The organism is Burkholderiales bacterium, from assembly GCA_036262035.1.
Lineage (GTDB): Bacteria > Pseudomonadota > Gammaproteobacteria > Burkholderiales > SG8-41 > JAQGMV01.
Genome location: DATAJS010000010.1, coordinates 1,193,229 through 1,209,763, shown reverse-complemented (window position 1 = coordinate 1,209,763; position 16,535 = coordinate 1,193,229). Strand labels below are relative to the sequence as shown.

Here is a 16,535-nt window from a genome sequence, read left to right as displayed (position 1 = left end):
GACGCGCAAAGCGTCCGGGAGGAGCCGTGAAGACTGTCGTTGCGACGCTATCGGGCATCGTCCTGTCCGCGGCCGCCGCCGCGGCGTGCGCGCAAGGCTGGGTCCCGCAGAAAAACGTGGAGATCGTCGCCGCTTCCGTTCCCGGCGGCAGCAACGACAACACCGCGCGCACGATCGAGCGCGGGCTCGCCGCGGTGAAAGCGGTGCCGACGACGATCACCATCGTCAACAAGCCCGGCGGCGGCGGCAACATCGCCGCGACCTACGTCGCGCAGCGCGCGGGCGATCCGCACACCCTGATGGTCGCGACGAGCAGCAACGCGAGCAACCACATCGTCGGCGCGAGCACGCTCACGTACGCGGACTTCACGCCGATCGCGATCATGCTGCAGGACTACGTCGCCTTCGGGGTCGCCGCGAACTCGAATATCGCAAATGCCAGGGACCTCGGCGACCGCCTGAAGAAGGACCCGAAGTCGCTGTCGGTCGGCTTCGCGAACACGTTCGGCGGGAGCCGCCACGTCGCGGCGGGGCTACTGGTGAAAACGCTCGGCGGCAATCCGCGCGATCTGAAAGTCGTCGTCTTCAAAGGCTCGGCCGAAGCAATACCCGCGGTGCTCGGCGGCCACATCGATCTCGTCGTGATCGGCGCGGGCAACGCGATCGCCCACGTCGCGAACGGCCGCATGCGCGTGCTCGCGGTGGCGGCGCCGCAGAGGCTTCCGGGCGCGCTCGCGACAGCGCCCACCTGGCGCGAGCAGGGCGTCAACGTGGTCTCGGGCTCGTGGCGCGGCGTGTTCGCGCCGAAGAATCTCGCCGCGCCGCAGGTCGCGTACTGGGAGACCGCGCTGCGCCGGGTGACCGAGACGCCCGAGTGGAAAGCGGACATCGACAAGAACTACTGGAGCCCGCATTTCGTGACCGGCGCTCAGCTTAAGAAAGAGCTCGAGCAGGAATACGCCGCAGACAAGGCGGTTCTGGTCGATCTCGGCCTCGCGAAGCAGTGAGAGCCGCCTGGTCAATACGCGCCGAAGCGCGGCACGTGCATCGTCGACTGCACCTGGTCGTCCACTTGCCGGATCGCGCGCCCTCGATTAGCCTCGACGCGCGGCGGCTGCTCCAAGCGGGCGATGACGCGAGTCCTCACGATCGCTGCACGCCTCTCCGGGGTTACCCCGGGGTTTTTGCTTGAGATCGGCAACACAACCCATGAGCGCTGCTGCACTCCGTGCAGGCTTGCTCACGGACAACCAGATGGGTTGGAGCAGTCCGCCGCAACCTTACGCCAGCCATTCCGGCCGGCTCGAGCCGAGCACCGGCGAAGGCTTGTCCCAGTAAGGTTTGGTCTCCGACATGCTCAGCACCGGACCGAGGTGCCTGAGCGCGCCGTGACCGCCGTTCGACTCGACCATGATCGAGTCGAGCTCGTCCTGGCCAAGCCCCATGTCCGGCTGTGGATACGCGACGTGTCCCTGCTTGTAGATATACATACCCGAGCGGCACAGCGACACGCGCACGTGATACGAGCCGCCTTCCCGCGCGCGCCGCGCGAGCGCGAGCAGCACGCCGTACGCGCCGTTGTAGCCGGTGGTGTAATCGCACGCCGACGCCGGCAGGAGCTTGGGCCGCTCGTCGCCGTTGTCGAGGCAGATGCCGGTCGCCGACTGCGCGATCTGCTCCCATCCGCCGCGGTTCGAGAATGGTCCGCCGGCGCCGTAGCAGCTGATCGAGAGATAGATCAAGCCCGGACGCTCTTGCGCGAGCTGCTCGGGCGAGAGACCGAGCCTGTCCATGATGCCGGGGCGATACCCCTGGCTGAAAACGTCGGCGCTCCGGGCGAGCTTCCTGAGCGCCGCGAGGTCTTCGGCTCTCGTGAGATCGAGGAAGCAGCTTCGCTTGCCGTGGCTCGTGTCCTTCACGTGCTCGGGCACCTGCGGCAAGTGCTTCGCGGTGACCATGAGCACGTCCGCGCCGTTCTCAGCGAGCGTGCGCGCGGCGATCGGGCCGGCGAGGATGCGCGTGAGATCGAGCACCTTGATGCCCGCGAGCGGCCTGCCGCCCGCGGCGAAAGGCACGGGATCGCTGTCGCCGATCCTGGTGATCTCGATCAGCGGCTTGCCGGCGAGCATGCGGCCGTGGGGATGCGCTAGCCACTCGGCGTTCGAGCGCACGATGGAGCCGCACGCACGCGCTTCGGCGATCGCTTCTTCCAGGTCGTGCGAATCCCAGCGTGCGATCGCTTTGGCCACCGCGTCGGCATTCGATTCGCAGCCGAGCACGCCGATGACGCGGTCGTGCAGGTGCGGCAGGTTGAAATGCGGCAGATACCAGCGCCCGTCCTTGCAGCGCCACGGCTGAGTGATCGAGCGCATGTGGCTCATCGAAGGCGTCGCCGGCACCTGACGCCAGCCGCCGCCGGGCGCGGGCTCGCTCAGGTACTTCGAGCTGTTGCACGTCGCGGCGGCCTGTCGGGCGTCGACCGCGGTTTTCTGGCGCCGTCCGGTCTTCATCTCGTGGATGTCGGTGACCGCGACACCGATGCCCGCGAGGATGTTCGCGGTGGTCTCGCCGATCCTGAACCGCGCCGAGTAGACCGGATCGCTTCCGGTGATGGCGACTTCACCGGCCTCGGGCATGCCGCGGCCGCGGACGTTCATGATCTCTTCGAATCCGGGGTTCATACGGGAATTCTCCTCCGTGTCTCTTGCGACGACGCCGCGCCTGCGGCTAGTCTCGATGGTAACCGTCTTATGCCGCGATGAAGCACCGATGAAATCCCAGCGTCGAGTGGCCGAAGCCCTGGCCGATGCGTTGCTCGCGGGCGAAGCGACCGCCGAAGAATTCGCCGCGCGCGCAAAGTGGACGCTCGGCAGCAGGGCGCGCTGGATCGCGCCGTTCGCGGAGCGCGTGTTCGCGCGCTTCGGCTTCCGGCTCGATTTCTCGCAGCGAAGCCGGCTTCTCACGTTCATCGAGCAGGACGAGGGTTATCTCGACGCATGGCGCGCATCGCGCAAGCCGCGCATCCGCCACTATCCGATCGAGCCTCCGCGCATGGCGCCGCGCCCGGGCGCGCTCGCCGCCTGCGCCGTGCCGTCGCTGGCCACACCGGGCGACCTCGCCGCGTGGCTCGGCGTCTCGACGTCGGTCCTCGACTGGCTCGCCGACATCCGCGGCATGATCGACGACGCCGGCGCGCTCTGTCATTACAACTACCGCTGGGTGGCCAAGCGCGAAGGCTACCGGCTCATGGAAGCACCCAAGTCCCGGCTGCGCGCGATCCAGCGCAAGGTACTCGCGGAGATACTCGCGCCGGTGCCGGTGCATCCGGCCGCGCACGGCTTTCGCCCGGGCCGTTCGTGCGTCACCTACGCGCGGCCGCATTGCGGGTCGGACGTCGTGCTGCGCATGGACCTGCGCGATTTCTTTCCGGGCATTCCCGCGCCGCGCATCCATGCGCTGTTCGAGACGCTCGGTTATCCGCACGCCACGGCCCGCATGCTGACCGGCCTGTGCACCAATCGCGTGACTTCGCGCATGCTGCGGGGAGTGGCCGCGCCCGATCCGGCGTTTCGCCTGCCGTGGCTGGACCGCAAGACGCTCGAGCTCGCCCATCTTCCACAGGGCGCGCCGACTTCGCCGGCGCTCTCCAATCTGTGCGCGCTGCACCTCGACCTGCGTCTCGCCGCGCTCGCCGCAAGCGTCGGCGCGACCTACACGCGCTACGCCGACGACCTCGCGTTCTCGGGCGGCGAGCCGGTGAGGCGGCGCATCGATCGCCTCGCCGACACGGTGGCCGCGATCGCGCGCGAGGAAGGGTTCGAAGTGAATCACCGCAAGACGCGCGTGATGCACCGTAGCGATCGACAGATCCTCACCGGCATCGTCGTCAACGACAAACCGAACGTGCGGCGCGCCGAGTTCGACCGGCTCAAGGCGATACTCACCAATTGCGTGCATCGGGGAGTCGCGTCCCAGAATCGCGGGGCACACCGCGATTTCCGCGCGCACCTGCTCGGACGCATCGCTCATGCTGAAAAGCTCAGCGCCTCGCGCGGCGCGAAGCTGCACGCGATCTTCGAGCGAATCGACTGGTCCTGAGCCTGCGGGGCGCTATTGCAGCGGAATGTGCGCGTCCCTGATCACTTTCGCCCAGCGCGCGATCTCGGAACGTATGAACTGATCGAATTCCTCCCGCGTGGTCTGCGGCCCCACCATCACCAGCTCTTCCATCCGCTGATGGATCTCGGGTATGCGCAACACCGAATTGATGTCGGTGTTGAGCTTGTCGAGCAGCGCCGCGGGCGTGGCGGCCGGCGCACACACGCCCTGCCACGAATTGACGTCGATGCCGGGCACTCCCGCCTCCTGCACCGTGGGGACGTCGGGAAGCTGTGTCGTGCGCGTCGCGCTGGTGACCGCGAGCGGACGCAGCCGACCGGACTGAACCGGCGCGACCGACGCGGGGAAGTTGGAGATGCCGACCGGGACCTGGCCGGCGATGTTGTCGGTGATGCCTTGCGCGCCGATCTTGTAAGGGATGTTCACGATGTCGATCTTCGCGACCAGCTTGACGAGCTCCATCGAGAGCTGCGGCGAAGTGCCGACCTGCCCCGAGGAATAGCTCAGCTTGCCCGGATGGCGCTTCGCGAACGCGACGAGCTCCTTCATCGACTTCGTCGGCATCGACGGGTGCACCGTGATGATGTTCGGCGTGAGACCGATGCGCGTGACCGCTGCGATGTCGCGCAACTGGTCGTAGGGGATCTTGGCGAACAGGGTCACGCCGATCGCGCTCGAAGCGATGTTGCACTGGACCAGGGTGTGCCCGTCGGGCGGCGATTTGGCGACGAACGCGGTGCCGAGCACACCCGCCACGCCCGCACGGTTCTCGACGACGACCTGGTGTCCCCACAGGCGGGAGAGGCGCTCGGTGATGAGCCGCGCGACGAGATCGGGAGAGCCGCCCGCGCCGAACGGCACGATGTAGCGCACGGGTTTGGTCGGGAAAGCCTGGGCCTGCGCCCGCGACGCGGCCGGATACAGCGACACGGCGACCGCGATGATGAAGAACGACATTCCACGGCGTGTTTCGATCGTGCAGCGCATCGCGTTCCTCCTCCGAAACGGTGCCCCCTTGATCGACAGCCCGCCCGATGCTTCGGCGGACCGCTTTGTAACTCATCTCAGTCGATCCTGATTCCCGCCTTGGCGATCACGCTACGCCACTTCGCGATCTCGCCTCGAACGTACGCGCCGAATTCCTCCGGCGTATTGCCCACGACCTTGCTTCCGCTGGCTTCGATGTTGCCGCGCACCTGCGGGCTTTCCGCGAGGACTGCGGCGATGTCCTTGTGCAGCCGCCGCACGATGGCCTCGGGCGTGCCGGTGCGCACGGCGATGCCGTTCCACGAGCCCGATTCGAATCCGGGGTAGCCCGATTCCGCGACGGTCGGGGTTTCGGGCAAAGCGATGGATCGTGCGGACGACGTCACCGCGAGCGCGCGCAGGCGGCCGGCTCTGATATGGGGCACCAGCGAGATCGGAGGGAACACCGCGATCGCGATCTGCCCGGCGATGAGATCGATCGTGCCCGGCGCATCCCCTTTGTACGGAACGTGCACGAGCTTCATACCGGTGACGCTGCACAGGTACTCGGCGGTCAGATGCGCCCCCGTGCCGTATCCCGGCGAGCCGAAGCTGATCGACGCGGGTTTCGCCCGCGCGAGCTTCACGAGCTCTCGCACGCTGTGCGCCGGCAGCGACGGATGCGCCGCGACGACGTAAGGCAGCGTCGCGATCTGCGTGACGAGCGCGAACTCTTTCTGCGGGTCGTAGGTGGGCTTCGCCTGCAGGAGCGGCTGGACGGCGAGCGTGCTGATCGTCGCGAAGGCGAGCGTATAACCGTCGGCCGGCAGCTTGAGCACCGCGTCCGCGCCGATGAGACCGCCCGCACCCGGGCGATTCTCGACGACGATCGACTGGCCGAGCGATTTGGTCGTCTCGCGCGCGACGAGCCGCGCGACCGTGTCCGTGGTGCCGCCGGGAGCGAAAGGAACGATCAGGCGCAAGCTTCGGACCGGATAGCCCGCTTCGGTCTGCGCGTGAGCGGAAGCGCCGCAGGCGCAGGCGATGAACGAAAAGACGGCGTATGTCGAGAGTGATCGCACGGTCGTCTCCACCGATCGGTGCGTCAGTCTAACCTACGGTATCCTCGACGGCGCGGCGTAAATAACCCAGGGGGAGTCCGGATGAACGGCGCTGAAAGTCTCGTTCGCACGTTGCTCAAAGGCGGGGTCGACGTCTGCTTCGCCAACCCCGGCACTTCGGAGATGCATTTCGTCGGCGCGCTCGACCGCGTCGAAGGCATGCGCTGCGTGCTGGGTCTCTTCGAAGGCGTGTGCAGCGGCGCGGCCGACGGCTACTACCGCATGACCGACACGCCGGCGTCGACCCTGCTGCATCTCGGCCCCGGCCTCGCCAATTCGGCCGCCAACCTGCACAACGCGAAGAAAGCCGGCTCGGGCATCGTCAACATCGTCGGCGAGCACGCGCTCTATCACATCCAGTACGACACCCCGCTCACCGCCGACATCGAAGGCATCGCGCGGCCGTTCTCGCACTGGGTGAAGACCTCGCCCACGTCGAAGACCGTCGCGGGCGACGGCGCGCTCGCGATCCAGGCGGCGCGGGTCGCCCCGGGGCAGATCGCGACGCTCATCCTGCCCGCCGATACCGCGTGGGGCGAAGCCGACGGGGTCGCGGATACGCCCGACACTCCGCCGCCGCCGGGACCGCGCAAAGACGACGTCGTCGCCGCGGCTAAGCGGCTTTCGCAGGGCAACGCTTCGATGCTGTTCCTCGGCGGGCGCGCGCTGCGCGAGCGCGGGCTCGATCTCGCGGGCCGGATCGCCGCGAAGACCGGCTGCCGCGTGCAGGCCGCCGGCGGCACGGCGCGCATCGAGCGCGGCGCGGGCCGCGTGGCGACGCTGCGGCTGCACTTCGTCGTCGAGACCGCGCAGGAACAGCTCAAGGGTGTCACGCAGATGGTGCTCTGCGGCGCCAAGGCGCCGGCCGCGTTCTTCGCGTATCCGGGCAAGCCGAGCGTGCTCACACCGCCCGGTTGCGATACGACCGTCTTGTGTCCGGTCGAAGGCGATCCCCTCGCCTCGCTCGAAGCGCTCGCCGCCGAGCTCGGCGCGTTGAACGAAAAGCCTTCGGGTGTGGCACAGGCGAAGCGGCCCGAGAAACCGACCGGCAAGTTCACGCTCGAAGGCCTCGGGCAGGCGCTCGGCGCGACGCTGCCCGAGAACGCGATCGTCGTCGACGAATCGGTGACGACGGGGCGCGGGTTCTTTCCCTATACCGTCGGCGCGCCGCCGCACGACTGGCTCAACAACATGGGCGGGTCGATCGGTTACGGCACGCCGGTCGCAGTCGGCGCGGCGGTGGCGTGTCCCAACCGCAAGGTGATCGCGATGATCGGCGACGGCAGCGCGATGTACACCTTCCAGTCGCTGTGGACGATGGCGCGCGAGGGCCTCGACGTGTGCGTGATCATCTTCTCGAACCGGTCGTACAAGATCCTCTACAGCCAGCTCGCCGACGTCGGCGCGGCGAACCCGGGGCCGCGCGCGATCGACATGCTCACGCTCGATCGCCCGACGCTCGACTTTCCCGGCCTGGCGAAGAGCCTCGGCGTGCCCGGCGCGCAGGTGCACGATCTCGAGGGGTTCACCAAAGAGCTGGCTAACGCGATGGCGCATCACGGGCCTTATCTCATCGACGTGGTGATGTAACCGTCATCGCGAGCCGCCGCAGGCGGCGTGGCGATCTCGTGGCGCACGTATCGGACGCTTCGGGATTGCTTCGTCGCTATCGCTCCTCGCAATAACAGTAGAGGGCACATGAAACTCGACCTCACAGGCAAAAGCGCCATCGTCGCCGGCGGCTCGCGCGGCATCGGGCGCTCGATCGCGCTGACGTTCGCCGAAGCCGGCGCGAACGTGTCGATCTGCGCGCGCGGGGAAAAGGCGATGCGCGAGACCGAAGGCGAGCTGCGGCGTTTCGGGCACGAGGCGCACGCGATGACGTGCGACCTCGGCAATCCCGAAGCGGTGCAACGCTACGTCACGGCAGCGGCCGAAGCGCTTCAAGGCGTCGACGTGCTGGTGAACAATGCTTCGGTGTTCGGCCACAGCGACGACGAAGACGGGTGGGCGGCGAGCATCGCCGTCGACCTGCTCGCGCCGGTGCGCGCTTCGCGCGCGGCGCTGCCGTGGCTCGAGAAGTCGCAGGGCACGATCATCCACATCTCGTCGATCGCCGGGCTGAAGCAGAGCGCGCGCACGCCGCCCTACGGTGCGGTGAAGGCGGCGATCATCCAGTACACCAGGACACAGGCGGCGGAGCTCGCGTCCAGGCGCATCCGCGTGAACTGCATCGCGCCCGGCTCGGTCGAGTTTCCGGGCGGCAACTGGGAGAAGAGAAAGACCAGCGATCCCGAGGTGTACCAGTCCGCGCTGCGGCGCATCCGCTTCGGCCGCATGGGCACGCCGCAGGAGATCGCGAACGTGGCACTCTTCCTCGCAAGCGCCGCCGCGAGCTGGGTCACCGGCCAGACCATCGCGGTCGACGGCGGGCAGACGCTGACGTAGGGCTCGTCATTCCCGCGCAGGCGGGAATCGATTTTCGAACCATTCAGGTCAAAATGGATTCCCGATCGTTTCGCGCTCTCGCGCGGTCGGGAATGACGATGTTGGCTTTTCCTCTGCGTCCTCTGCGGTTCGATTGCTTTTAAAGGCGCGGTGCGCTCGCGCGCACGCCACGGTCAGGGCCACCCGCAGAATGCTACGATCAGCCCGTTCAACAGGACTTTCGATACACATGGACAGCCTCAACTCCAAAGAACCCGGCGTCTACGAAGCCGATGTCGTCATCATCGGTTTCGGCTCCGCGGGCGGCTGCGCCGCGATCGAAGCGAAGGACGCCGGCGCCGAGGTCGTCATCCTGGAAAAGCAGCCCGAAGACTCTCACTACTCCAACACGCGCATGAGCGGCGGCGGCTTTCACAGCCCCGATCCTTCCGGCGATTTCGATTCGCTCAAGGCGTACGCCAAAGCGATGTTCAGCGGGGACAACCTGCCGGGCAAGCTCGAAGGCGACCAGAGCGAGTTCGCCGACGAGCTCGCCGAGATCTGGGCGCGCCACTCGCCGCAGAACGCCGATTTCATGCGCGGCCTCGACCCGGGATTCAAGGCGGTGATCTCCGCGAGCGCCGCTTTCCCCGAGTTCCCCGGTGCGGCGAAATCGGGCTATGCGTGCGTGCGCAGCACCTACACCGGCCAGTACGACGAGGACGCGCTCAAAGGCCGCACCAAGGACACCGCGAAATCGGAGAAGCAGTCCGGCGAAGCTTTCCACGCGTGCATGCTGACCGGCGTGCAGTCGCGCGGCATCCCGATCCACTACGGCGTGTCGGCGAAAGAGCTCGTCACCGACGCGAGCGGAGCGGTCGTCGGTGTGACCGCCGAGCGCAACGGCCAGCCCGTCACCTATCGCGCGCGCCGTGCGGTCATCATCGCGAGCGGCGGCTACGAATACAACGCGCGCATGCGCAAGGCCTTCCTCGACGGTCCCGGCATGGAAGGCTGGGCGTTCTACGGCTCCCCCGCCAACACCGGCGACGGCATTCGCATGGCGATGCGCGTCGGCGCGGCGCTGTCGCGCGTCGGCAGCATCGCGGGGCGCGTGATCTGCGCGGTGCCCGAGCGCCGTCACGGCCTGCGCATCGGCATGAACACCTCCGGCGTGGGCAAGCCCAACGAGATCGTCGTCGACAATCACGGCCGCCGCTACGCCTCGGAGCGCCGCATCACCAAGGACCCGAGCCGCTACATCTTCTACAAGGAGGCGATGCTCTTCGACACCCGGACGCTCAGCTATCCGCGCATCCCGTCGTGGATGGTGTTCGACTCGGTCATGATGAAGCGCGGCCCGGTGGTCAGCGTCGCCGCCGCGGCTTACAACGGCGTCGACTGGGGCGAGGACAACCGCAAGGCGCTGGAGAAAGGCTACATCCTCGAAGGCAGGACGCTCGAAGAGCTCGCGGAGAACATCCGCAAGCACAAGGACAACAAGGAGAAGATGGACACCGCGGCGCTCATCGAAGCGGTTGAGAAGTGGAACCGTTACTGCGCCGACCAGCACGATCCCGATTTCGAGCGCGAAGTCGGGACGATGGGCCCGGTCGCCGAGCCGCCGTTCTACGCGATCCCGCTCTATCCGGGCGGCCCCAACACCAAGGGCGGCCTGCGCGCCGACGCGCAGCGGCACGTGCTCGACTGGGACGACCAGCCGATCCCGCGGCTGTACGCGGCGGGCGAGATCTGCTCGGTGTTCCAGTTCGTCTACCAGGGCGGCGGCAATCTCGCCGAAGGCATCACGTTCGGCCGCATCGCGGGGCGCAACGCCGCGGCGGAGCGCGACGTGTCACGAGCGGTGAGCGTCGGCGCATGATCCGGTATTACGAGCTCGGCAAGGACAGGAAGCTCAACGAGATCGTGATGGCGGGAAGTCACGATGCGGGAATCACCGAAGGCGGATCCAACGTCCAGACGCAGTCCCTCGACATCAAGGGTCAGGCCGCGGCCGGCGTGCGCCTCTTCGACCTGCGCATCGCGGCGGCGGGGCTGTCGAGCAAGCACGGCAGCGCGAAGGAAGCGCAGCTTCGCGCCTTCCACGCCGACTCGAAGCTCATGAAAAACGAGACCAAGTCGAGGTACGTGCAGGACCTCGGCCGCACCGAGACGATCACGCGCACCAAGCTGCGCGGCGGAACGTTCGGCGCGGGTCTCACCGACATGCTCGACCAGGCACGGTCGTTCGTGCGGGACCATCCGACCGAGTTCCTCATCTACAAGTTCGACAAGTGCACGAACTGGGAGCTGATCGCGGAATGCTGCGCCGGCGTGCTCGGGGACACGATCTACAAAGGCTCTTCCAATCTCAATACGACGACGCTGAAGCGCCTCGCGGGCAGCGTCGTCTGCGTGTTCACCGATACCGGGCTCGCCGCGATCCCGTCGAAGTACAGGACCGGCGGCGGAATCCTCGGCATCCGCAATCTCTACTCGGGCGGCGCTTACGACGACGGTTACTGGGGCCTGCAGTACTTCGGCAAGGGCGGCACGTCGGTGATGAAGCCTTTCGCCAAGCTCTCTCAGAACGAGAAGAAGCAGAGCAAGCTCATGGCGCGCGGCGCCGCGACCGATCCGGACGTGATGGGCATGATGTACTGGACGACGACCGGCGTCATGGAGAGCATCCACGATCGCAACGAAGGCATGTGGAGCTCGAAGGGCGTCGGCAAGCTGCGCACGATGTGGGAGAACGGCCTCGCCGAGTCGATCGAGCTGCGCATCGCGAACAACATCGATCCGACGTCGTACGCGTCGGCGCCGGTGCTCAAGACGTTCATGCCGAACTTCGTGATGATCGACTTCGCCGACGACTACAAATGCAGCGAGATCTACGATCTCAACCGCGTCGCGGCGACCGAGCTCACCTACGCGGCGCGGATGCTCGACCTCGACGTGAAGCGGGCGCAGGATCAGTGCGCGCAGCTGCAGAAGCGCGTCTAGCCGCCGCAATCCGGGTCAGAGTCACATTATTGTCCTGAGGAGGAGAATATGCGGCTGGTGTGGGTCGGCGCGTGCGCGCTCGGGCTCGGGATCGCCACGAACGTGGCGCATGCACAGCATTATCCGGCCAAGCCGGTGCGCATCGTCACCGTCGCGCCCGGCAGCGCCAACGACATCGTCGCGAGGCTGGTCGCCGACGAGCTGAAGACGCCGTTCGCGCAGCCGGTGATCGTCGCCGAGGTCCAGCAGTGGAGTAAATTGGGGTCAGGTCCACATTTCAGTGAAATGTGGACCTGACCCCAATTTCCGGGAGGAGTGAGATGCGCATCCGCGTGCGATCGCTGCTTCTGTGCATGGCGTGCTGCGCGATTCCCGCGTACGCGCAAACGTCCGCGCCGTATCCGGCCAAGCCGGTGAGATTGATCCTCGGTCCCGGCCCCGGCAGCGTCGCCGACGGCCTCACGCGCGTGGTCGCCGCAGGGCTCTCCGAGCTGTGGGGCCAGCAGGTCGTCGTCGACAACCGCCCCGGCGCGGGCAACACCATCGCGCCCACGATCATCGTCAAGCTGCCGCCCGACGGTTACGCGCTGCATCGCTGCGGCGTGAGCGACGCCATCGCGCCGGCCCTCTACAAAAAGCTCCCGTTCGACCACCTTCGCGATTTCTCGCAGCTCGCGCGCATCGGTCTCACGCCCAACATCCTCGTCGTCCACCCGAGCCTGCCGGCGAAGAACCTGAAGGAGTTCATCGCGCTCGCCAGGGCGCAGCCCGGCAAGCTCGACTACGGAACGACCGGCGTCGGCTCTTCGCCGCAGCTCTCGTTCGAGCTCTTCAAGCACATGACCAAGACCGACATCACCTTCATTCCGTACAAGACCGCCGCGCTCGCCCAGCAGGACCTGCTCGCCGGGCGCATCGCGGCGCAGATGACGAACCTGCCCAACCACGTCGAGACGGTGAAGAACGGCAAGGTACGTGCGCTGGGCGTCACGACCGTCAAGCGCAGCGCCAAGCTGCCGGACGTGCCGACGATCGCCGAAGGCGGCCTGCCCGGCTACGACGTGTCTTCGTGGTACGGGATGTGCGCGCCGGCCGCGGTCGACAGGGCGATACAGCACAAGATCGAGACCGACGTCCTGAAGCTGCTCGCGACGAGCGATCTCAAACAGCGTCTCACCGATCTCGGCGTCGACGTCGAGCCGCAGAACTCGGCGGAGTTCGGCGCGTTCTTTCGCGCCGAGACCGCGAAATGGGTCAAGACCGCCCGAGAGGCGGGCATCGTGCCTCAGTAAACGCGATCATCACAACGGGGAGTCCAATGAAGCGCATCTCAGCAGCTCTTTGCCTTGCCTGCTTTGCAACGTCCGCGAGCGCCGCCGCGTGGCCCGAAAAACCGGTGCGTATCCTGATCCCGTGGGCGCCGGGCGGCAGCACCGACGTCGTCGGCCGGCTGATGTCGCCGGAGCTTACGAAGCGCCTGAAGCAGACGGTCTTCATCGACAACCGTCCCGGCGCGGGCTCGATCATCGGCATGCACCTCGCGGCCGCATCCCCGCCCGACGGCTCCACGTTCATGCTGACGTCGACCGCGTACGGGCACCTCCTCGACAAGAAAATGGCCAAAGGCATCGAGTACTCGAAGTCGTACGAGCCGGTGGCGCTCATCGGCCGCGGCGACGCGGTGCTCACGGTGCATCCCACGCTGCCGGTGAAGAACCTGAAGGAGCTGGTCGCGCTCGCCAAGGCGAGACCCGGACAGCTCAACTATTCGTCGTCGGGTATCGGCGGCTTTCCGCACATGAACACCGAGCTCTTCAAGCTCGTGACGGGCACCAACATCGTCCACGTGCCTTTCCAGGGCGGCGGACCGGCCGCGGCCGACACCATGGCGGGCAACACTCAGATCAACATCGGCTCGATACCGACGCTGATCGGCTATATCCGCGGAGGCCGTCTGAAGGCGCTCGGCGTCGCCGCGACCAAGCGCAATCCGCAATTGCCCGACGTGCCGACGATGATCGAAGGCGGCGTGAAAGACTACGTGTCCTACATCTGGTGGGGCGTCTTCGCGCCGCTGAAGACGCCGCCCGACATCGTCAAGCGCATGCACGACGAGATCCAGGCGCTGCAGGACACGCCCGATTTCGTGCAGAAGCTCGAGCAGCAGGGCGCGACGCCGGTCAAGATGACGTCCGCCGAGTTCGGCAAGTACATGCAGGACGAAGCCGCGCGCTGGCTGATGGTGATCGACAAGGCGGGGATCAAGGGCGAGTGAGGGTGACGAAGAACGGCGACAAAAAGCGGTGACGAAAATCGGTGACAAGAAACGGTGTGTACGGCCCTAGCCCGTCACCGGTTCATGTCACCGTTTCACGTCACCGGTTCATGTCACCTTTCATTCCGGCGAGCTTGATGATCCGGGAAAACCGGTCGTGCTCCGCCGCGATGTAGGTGTCGAGCTCCGCCGGCGTCCCCGGCGCCGGATCGAGGCCCTGGCTCACCAGCCGCTGCGCGAGCGTGGCATCGGAGAGGATCTTCACCACCGCGCCGTTGAGCTTCTTCACGATCGCCGGCGGCGTGCCCCGCGGCGCGAACAGCGCGTACCACGTCACCGCCTGGAATCCCGGCAGCGTCTCGGCGATGGTCGGAAGGTCGGGCAGCACGCGCGAGCGCGTCGGGCCGCCCTGCCCGAGCACGCGGACCTTGCCGACCTTCGACTGCGTGAACGTCGTGGGAATGCTCGCGAACGCGAACTGCACCTGCCCGCTGACGAGCCCCATCTGCTGCGGCACCGTGCCCTTGAACGGCACGTGGACGAAGTCGACCTTGCCCAGCACGCGCAGCATCTCGCACGCGAGATGGTTGGAGCTGTTGCTGCCGGACGAGCCGCAGTTGAGCTGGCCGGGTTTGGCGCGGGCGATCGCGAGCAGCTCCTCGACGCTCAAAGCGGCGAGCGAGGGATGGCCGGCGAGCAACTGGATGCTCGTGACCACGAGCGAGACCGACGTGAAATCGCGCGCCGAGTCGTACGGCGTTTTGGTCAGCAGCGGCTGGATGACGACGCCGGCGGACGCGCCGAAGAGCAGGGTATAGCCGTCGGGCGCCGCTTTGGCAGCGATCTCGTGGCCGATGATGCCGCCCGCGCCGGGACGATTGTCGACGACGACCTGCTGGCCCCACTGCTCGGTGATGCCCTGCCCGAGCATGCGGGTCACGTTGTCCATCCCGCTGCCGGCGGTGTTCGCGACGATGATGCGGATGGGACGCGCGGGATAGGCGTGCGGATCGGTCTTCGATTGCGCCGGCACACCGGCGCTGAACAGCGTCAGGCCGAAAAAAATCGCCCCACCGGTGACCAGCTTGCGCATGACGGGCCTCCTCTCCGAGGAGCGCCCATCGTAACGCGCCGGAGCCGCTTACGTCCCGGATTCGCGATTGTTCGGGAAGATGCCGCGGCGCTTGATGCAGTCCTGCAGGATGACCATCGTCACCTGCTCCCAGTCGGCCGACGTGTCCCAGAGCGCGTCGAGGTTCACCAGCATCAGCGCGAAGATGCTCGACGGCGCTTTCGCGTCGCGCGCGACCAGATCGGCCCTCGCCTTTTCCTTGTCGGCGCCGAGATCGCTCGCCCATACCAGGTTGCCCGACCACGCCGCGTAGCTGCGGCACGCGGACGGGGTGAGGTTGATCGTCTTCTCGTCGACGGCAGCCGCCATCGCGACACCGGAGAGGGCTCCCGCGACCAGCAGCGGGGGAAGGGTTCGGCTGAACGGTTTCATCGGGGGCCTCATCGGTGAGAGTGCACGGGGTGTGCGATGCGCGCAGCCCGCAAAGCGTATACCCGCCCGGCGGTCTTGTCCGCGGCCGTGGCACGGATTAGAGTCGAAACTAAAACAAGCCGCCGCCTAAGGAAGTTCTTCCGAGGAGATTCCATGGTCAAGCGTGCTCTGTTCACCTTCCTGTTTCTCGTTGCCGCCACGGCTGCCGCCCAGGAGTATCCGTCGCGCCCGGTGCGCATGATCGTGCCGTTCGCGCCCGGCGGCGCCTCCGATTTCATCGGCCGCATCCTCCAGCCCAAGCTCGCGGAAGAATTCGGGCAGCAGGTCGTCGTGGACAACCGCGCCGGCGCCTCCGGCAACATCGGCGTCGAGACCGCCGCGCACGCGACGCCCGACGGCTACACCTTCCTGCTCGGGAACGTCAGCGCCATGGGCATCAACCCGAGCATGTTCCCCAAGTTCCCGATCCGGCCGAGCCACTTCATCCCGATCACGCTCGTGGTCGACGTGCCGGGCGCGCTCGGCATCCACGGCGGCCTGCCGCCGAACAACCTGAAGGAGTTCATCGCGTACGCCAAGGCGAACGCGGGCAAGCTGAGCTACGGCTCCGCGGGTTTCGGCAGCGCGCAGCGCATGGCTCTGGAGTTCTTCATGAGCAAGGCCGGCATCAAGATGCTCCACGTCGCGTACAAGGGCGGCGCCGGCGCCGCGACGATCGCGACGATGTCGGGCGAGGTCGCGGCGACCATGGTCACCACCGCGTCGCTGGTGCCGCACGCCAAGACCGGCAAGATCAAGGTGCTGGCGGTGGTCGCGAAGCAGCGCGTCGCCGCCCTGCCCGACGTGCCGACGATGATCGAGTCGGGTTATCCCGAGCTCAACCTGGGGTCCTGGCAGGGGATCTACGTGCCGAAAGGCACGCCCCAGGCGATCGTCGACAGGCTCTTCAGGACGGTCACCAAGGTCGTGCACGACCCGTGGACCGCCGAGCGCTACGCCAAGGTGAGCGCGGTCCAGCTCACCAGCGCCTCGCCCAAGGAGTTCGAGGGTTTCATGCGCGAGCAGAACGCGTTCTGGGGCAAGATCGTCAAGGACCTCGGGATCGAAACCCAATGAC

At 67.0% G+C, this 16,535-nt stretch carries 15 protein-coding genes; 10 read left to right on the top strand and 5 right to left on the bottom strand.

All coding sequences use genetic code 11. From position 1 onward, the window contains the following. The first annotated feature begins 26 nt into the window (after positions 1 to 26). Positions 27 to 1,007, top strand: coding sequence for a tripartite tricarboxylate transporter substrate binding protein (locus tag VHP37_13680; GenBank protein ID HEX2827394.1), 981 nt, complete (start codon positions 27 to 29; stop codon positions 1,005 to 1,007). A gap of 273 nt (positions 1,008 to 1,280) precedes the next feature. Here the strand turns inward: VHP37_13680 and VHP37_13675 are convergent, their stop codons facing one another. Then, positions 1,281 to 2,681, bottom strand: a complete 1,401-nt coding sequence (locus VHP37_13675) for a CoA transferase (protein HEX2827393.1) — start codon at positions 2,679 to 2,681, stop codon at positions 1,281 to 1,283. An 88-nt stretch (positions 2,682 to 2,769) separates the two neighbouring features. Here VHP37_13675 and VHP37_13670 point away from each other — a divergent pair, with 88 nt between their 5' ends. Next, on the top strand, positions 2,770 to 4,098 hold the full coding sequence (locus VHP37_13670) for a reverse transcriptase family protein (GenBank protein ID HEX2827392.1): 1,329 nt from the start codon (positions 2,770 to 2,772) through the stop codon (positions 4,096 to 4,098). A gap of 12 nt (positions 4,099 to 4,110) precedes the next feature. Here VHP37_13670 and VHP37_13665 read toward each other — a convergent pair whose 3' ends face one another. Then, entirely contained in the window at positions 4,111 to 5,106 is a 996-nt protein-coding gene (locus VHP37_13665; protein HEX2827391.1) for a tripartite tricarboxylate transporter substrate binding protein, read from the bottom strand. A 77-nt stretch (positions 5,107 to 5,183) separates the two neighbouring features. Beyond that, complete coding sequence (locus VHP37_13660) at positions 5,184 to 6,167, bottom strand: tripartite tricarboxylate transporter substrate binding protein (protein ID HEX2827390.1); 984 nt, start codon at positions 6,165 to 6,167, stop codon at positions 5,184 to 5,186. An 81-nt stretch (positions 6,168 to 6,248) separates the two neighbouring features. On the opposite strand from VHP37_13660, the gene VHP37_13655 reads away from it, so the two are divergent. From VHP37_13655 to VHP37_13625, 7 genes are all read left to right on the top strand, one after another. Further along, complete coding sequence (locus tag VHP37_13655) at positions 6,249 to 7,796, top strand: acetolactate synthase large subunit (protein HEX2827389.1); 1,548 nt, start codon at positions 6,249 to 6,251, stop codon at positions 7,794 to 7,796. Between the two features lie 108 nt (positions 7,797 to 7,904). Further along, entirely contained in the window at positions 7,905 to 8,654 is a 750-nt protein-coding gene (locus VHP37_13650; protein ID HEX2827388.1) for an SDR family oxidoreductase, read from the top strand. Positions 8,655 to 8,883: 229 nt separating this feature from the next. Beyond that, complete coding sequence (locus VHP37_13645; protein ID HEX2827387.1) at positions 8,884 to 10,515, top strand: FAD-dependent oxidoreductase; 1,632 nt, start codon at positions 8,884 to 8,886, stop codon at positions 10,513 to 10,515. Then, positions 10,512 to 11,639, top strand: coding sequence for a hypothetical protein (locus VHP37_13640; GenBank protein HEX2827386.1), 1,128 nt, complete (start codon positions 10,512 to 10,514; stop codon positions 11,637 to 11,639). Before VHP37_13645 ends, VHP37_13640 begins: the two co-directional genes overlap by 4 nt. Positions 11,640 to 11,687: 48 nt before the next feature. Then, positions 11,688 to 11,936, top strand: coding sequence for a hypothetical protein (locus VHP37_13635; protein ID HEX2827385.1), 249 nt, complete (start codon positions 11,688 to 11,690; stop codon positions 11,934 to 11,936). A 23-nt stretch (positions 11,937 to 11,959) separates the two neighbouring features. Continuing rightward, positions 11,960 to 12,931 (top strand): tripartite tricarboxylate transporter substrate binding protein, encoded by a 972-nt coding sequence (locus VHP37_13630; GenBank protein HEX2827384.1) that lies wholly within the window; start codon positions 11,960 to 11,962, stop codon positions 12,929 to 12,931. Between the two features lie 104 nt (positions 12,932 to 13,035). Further along, positions 13,036 to 13,914, top strand: coding sequence for a tripartite tricarboxylate transporter substrate binding protein (locus VHP37_13625; GenBank protein ID HEX2827383.1), 879 nt, complete (start codon positions 13,036 to 13,038; stop codon positions 13,912 to 13,914). 100 nt (positions 13,915 to 14,014) lie between these two features. Here VHP37_13625 and VHP37_13620 read toward each other — a convergent pair whose 3' ends face one another. Together VHP37_13620 and VHP37_13615 are read right to left on the bottom strand one after the other, a co-directional pair. After that, positions 14,015 to 15,007, bottom strand: a complete 993-nt coding sequence (locus VHP37_13620) for a tripartite tricarboxylate transporter substrate binding protein (protein ID HEX2827382.1) — start codon at positions 15,005 to 15,007, stop codon at positions 14,015 to 14,017. A gap of 48 nt (positions 15,008 to 15,055) precedes the next feature. Then, the gene (locus VHP37_13615) at positions 15,056 to 15,418 is read right to left on the bottom strand and encodes a hypothetical protein (protein ID HEX2827381.1); all 363 of its coding nucleotides are present in this window, start codon (positions 15,416 to 15,418) and stop codon (positions 15,056 to 15,058) included. 153 nt (positions 15,419 to 15,571) lie between these two features. On the opposite strand from VHP37_13615, the gene VHP37_13610 reads away from it, so the two are divergent. Next, positions 15,572 to 16,534, top strand: coding sequence for a tripartite tricarboxylate transporter substrate binding protein (locus VHP37_13610; GenBank protein HEX2827380.1), 963 nt, complete (start codon positions 15,572 to 15,574; stop codon positions 16,532 to 16,534). Position 16,535 lies beyond the last annotated feature (1 nt).

What these genes read in the sequence shown, in the direction of transcription:
- VHP37_13655 (HEX2827389.1), top strand. Translation starts at nt 6,249, where the DNA reads ATGAACGGCGCTGAAAGTCTCGTTCGCACGTTGCTCAAAGGCGGGGTC.
- VHP37_13620 (HEX2827382.1), bottom strand. Translation starts at nt 15,007, where the DNA reads ATGCGCAAGCTGGTCACCGGTGGGGCGATTTTTTTCGGCCTGACGCTG.
- VHP37_13610 (HEX2827380.1), top strand. Translation starts at nt 15,572, where the DNA reads ATGGTCAAGCGTGCTCTGTTCACCTTCCTGTTTCTCGTTGCCGCCACG.
- VHP37_13675 (HEX2827393.1), bottom strand. Translation starts at nt 2,681, where the DNA reads ATGAACCCCGGATTCGAAGAGATCATGAACGTCCGCGGCCGCGGCATG.
- VHP37_13665 (HEX2827391.1), bottom strand. Translation starts at nt 5,106, where the DNA reads ATGCGCTGCACGATCGAAACACGCCGTGGAATGTCGTTCTTCATCATC.
- VHP37_13645 (HEX2827387.1), top strand. Translation starts at nt 8,884, where the DNA reads ATGGACAGCCTCAACTCCAAAGAACCCGGCGTCTACGAAGCCGATGTC.
- VHP37_13650 (HEX2827388.1), top strand. Translation starts at nt 7,905, where the DNA reads ATGAAACTCGACCTCACAGGCAAAAGCGCCATCGTCGCCGGCGGCTCG.
- VHP37_13615 (HEX2827381.1), bottom strand. Translation starts at nt 15,418, where the DNA reads ATGAAACCGTTCAGCCGAACCCTTCCCCCGCTGCTGGTCGCGGGAGCC.
- VHP37_13640 (HEX2827386.1), top strand. Translation starts at nt 10,512, where the DNA reads ATGATCCGGTATTACGAGCTCGGCAAGGACAGGAAGCTCAACGAGATC.
- VHP37_13670 (HEX2827392.1), top strand. Translation starts at nt 2,770, where the DNA reads ATGAAATCCCAGCGTCGAGTGGCCGAAGCCCTGGCCGATGCGTTGCTC.
- VHP37_13635 (HEX2827385.1), top strand. Translation starts at nt 11,688, where the DNA reads ATGCGGCTGGTGTGGGTCGGCGCGTGCGCGCTCGGGCTCGGGATCGCC.
- VHP37_13630 (HEX2827384.1), top strand. Translation starts at nt 11,960, where the DNA reads ATGCGCATCCGCGTGCGATCGCTGCTTCTGTGCATGGCGTGCTGCGCG.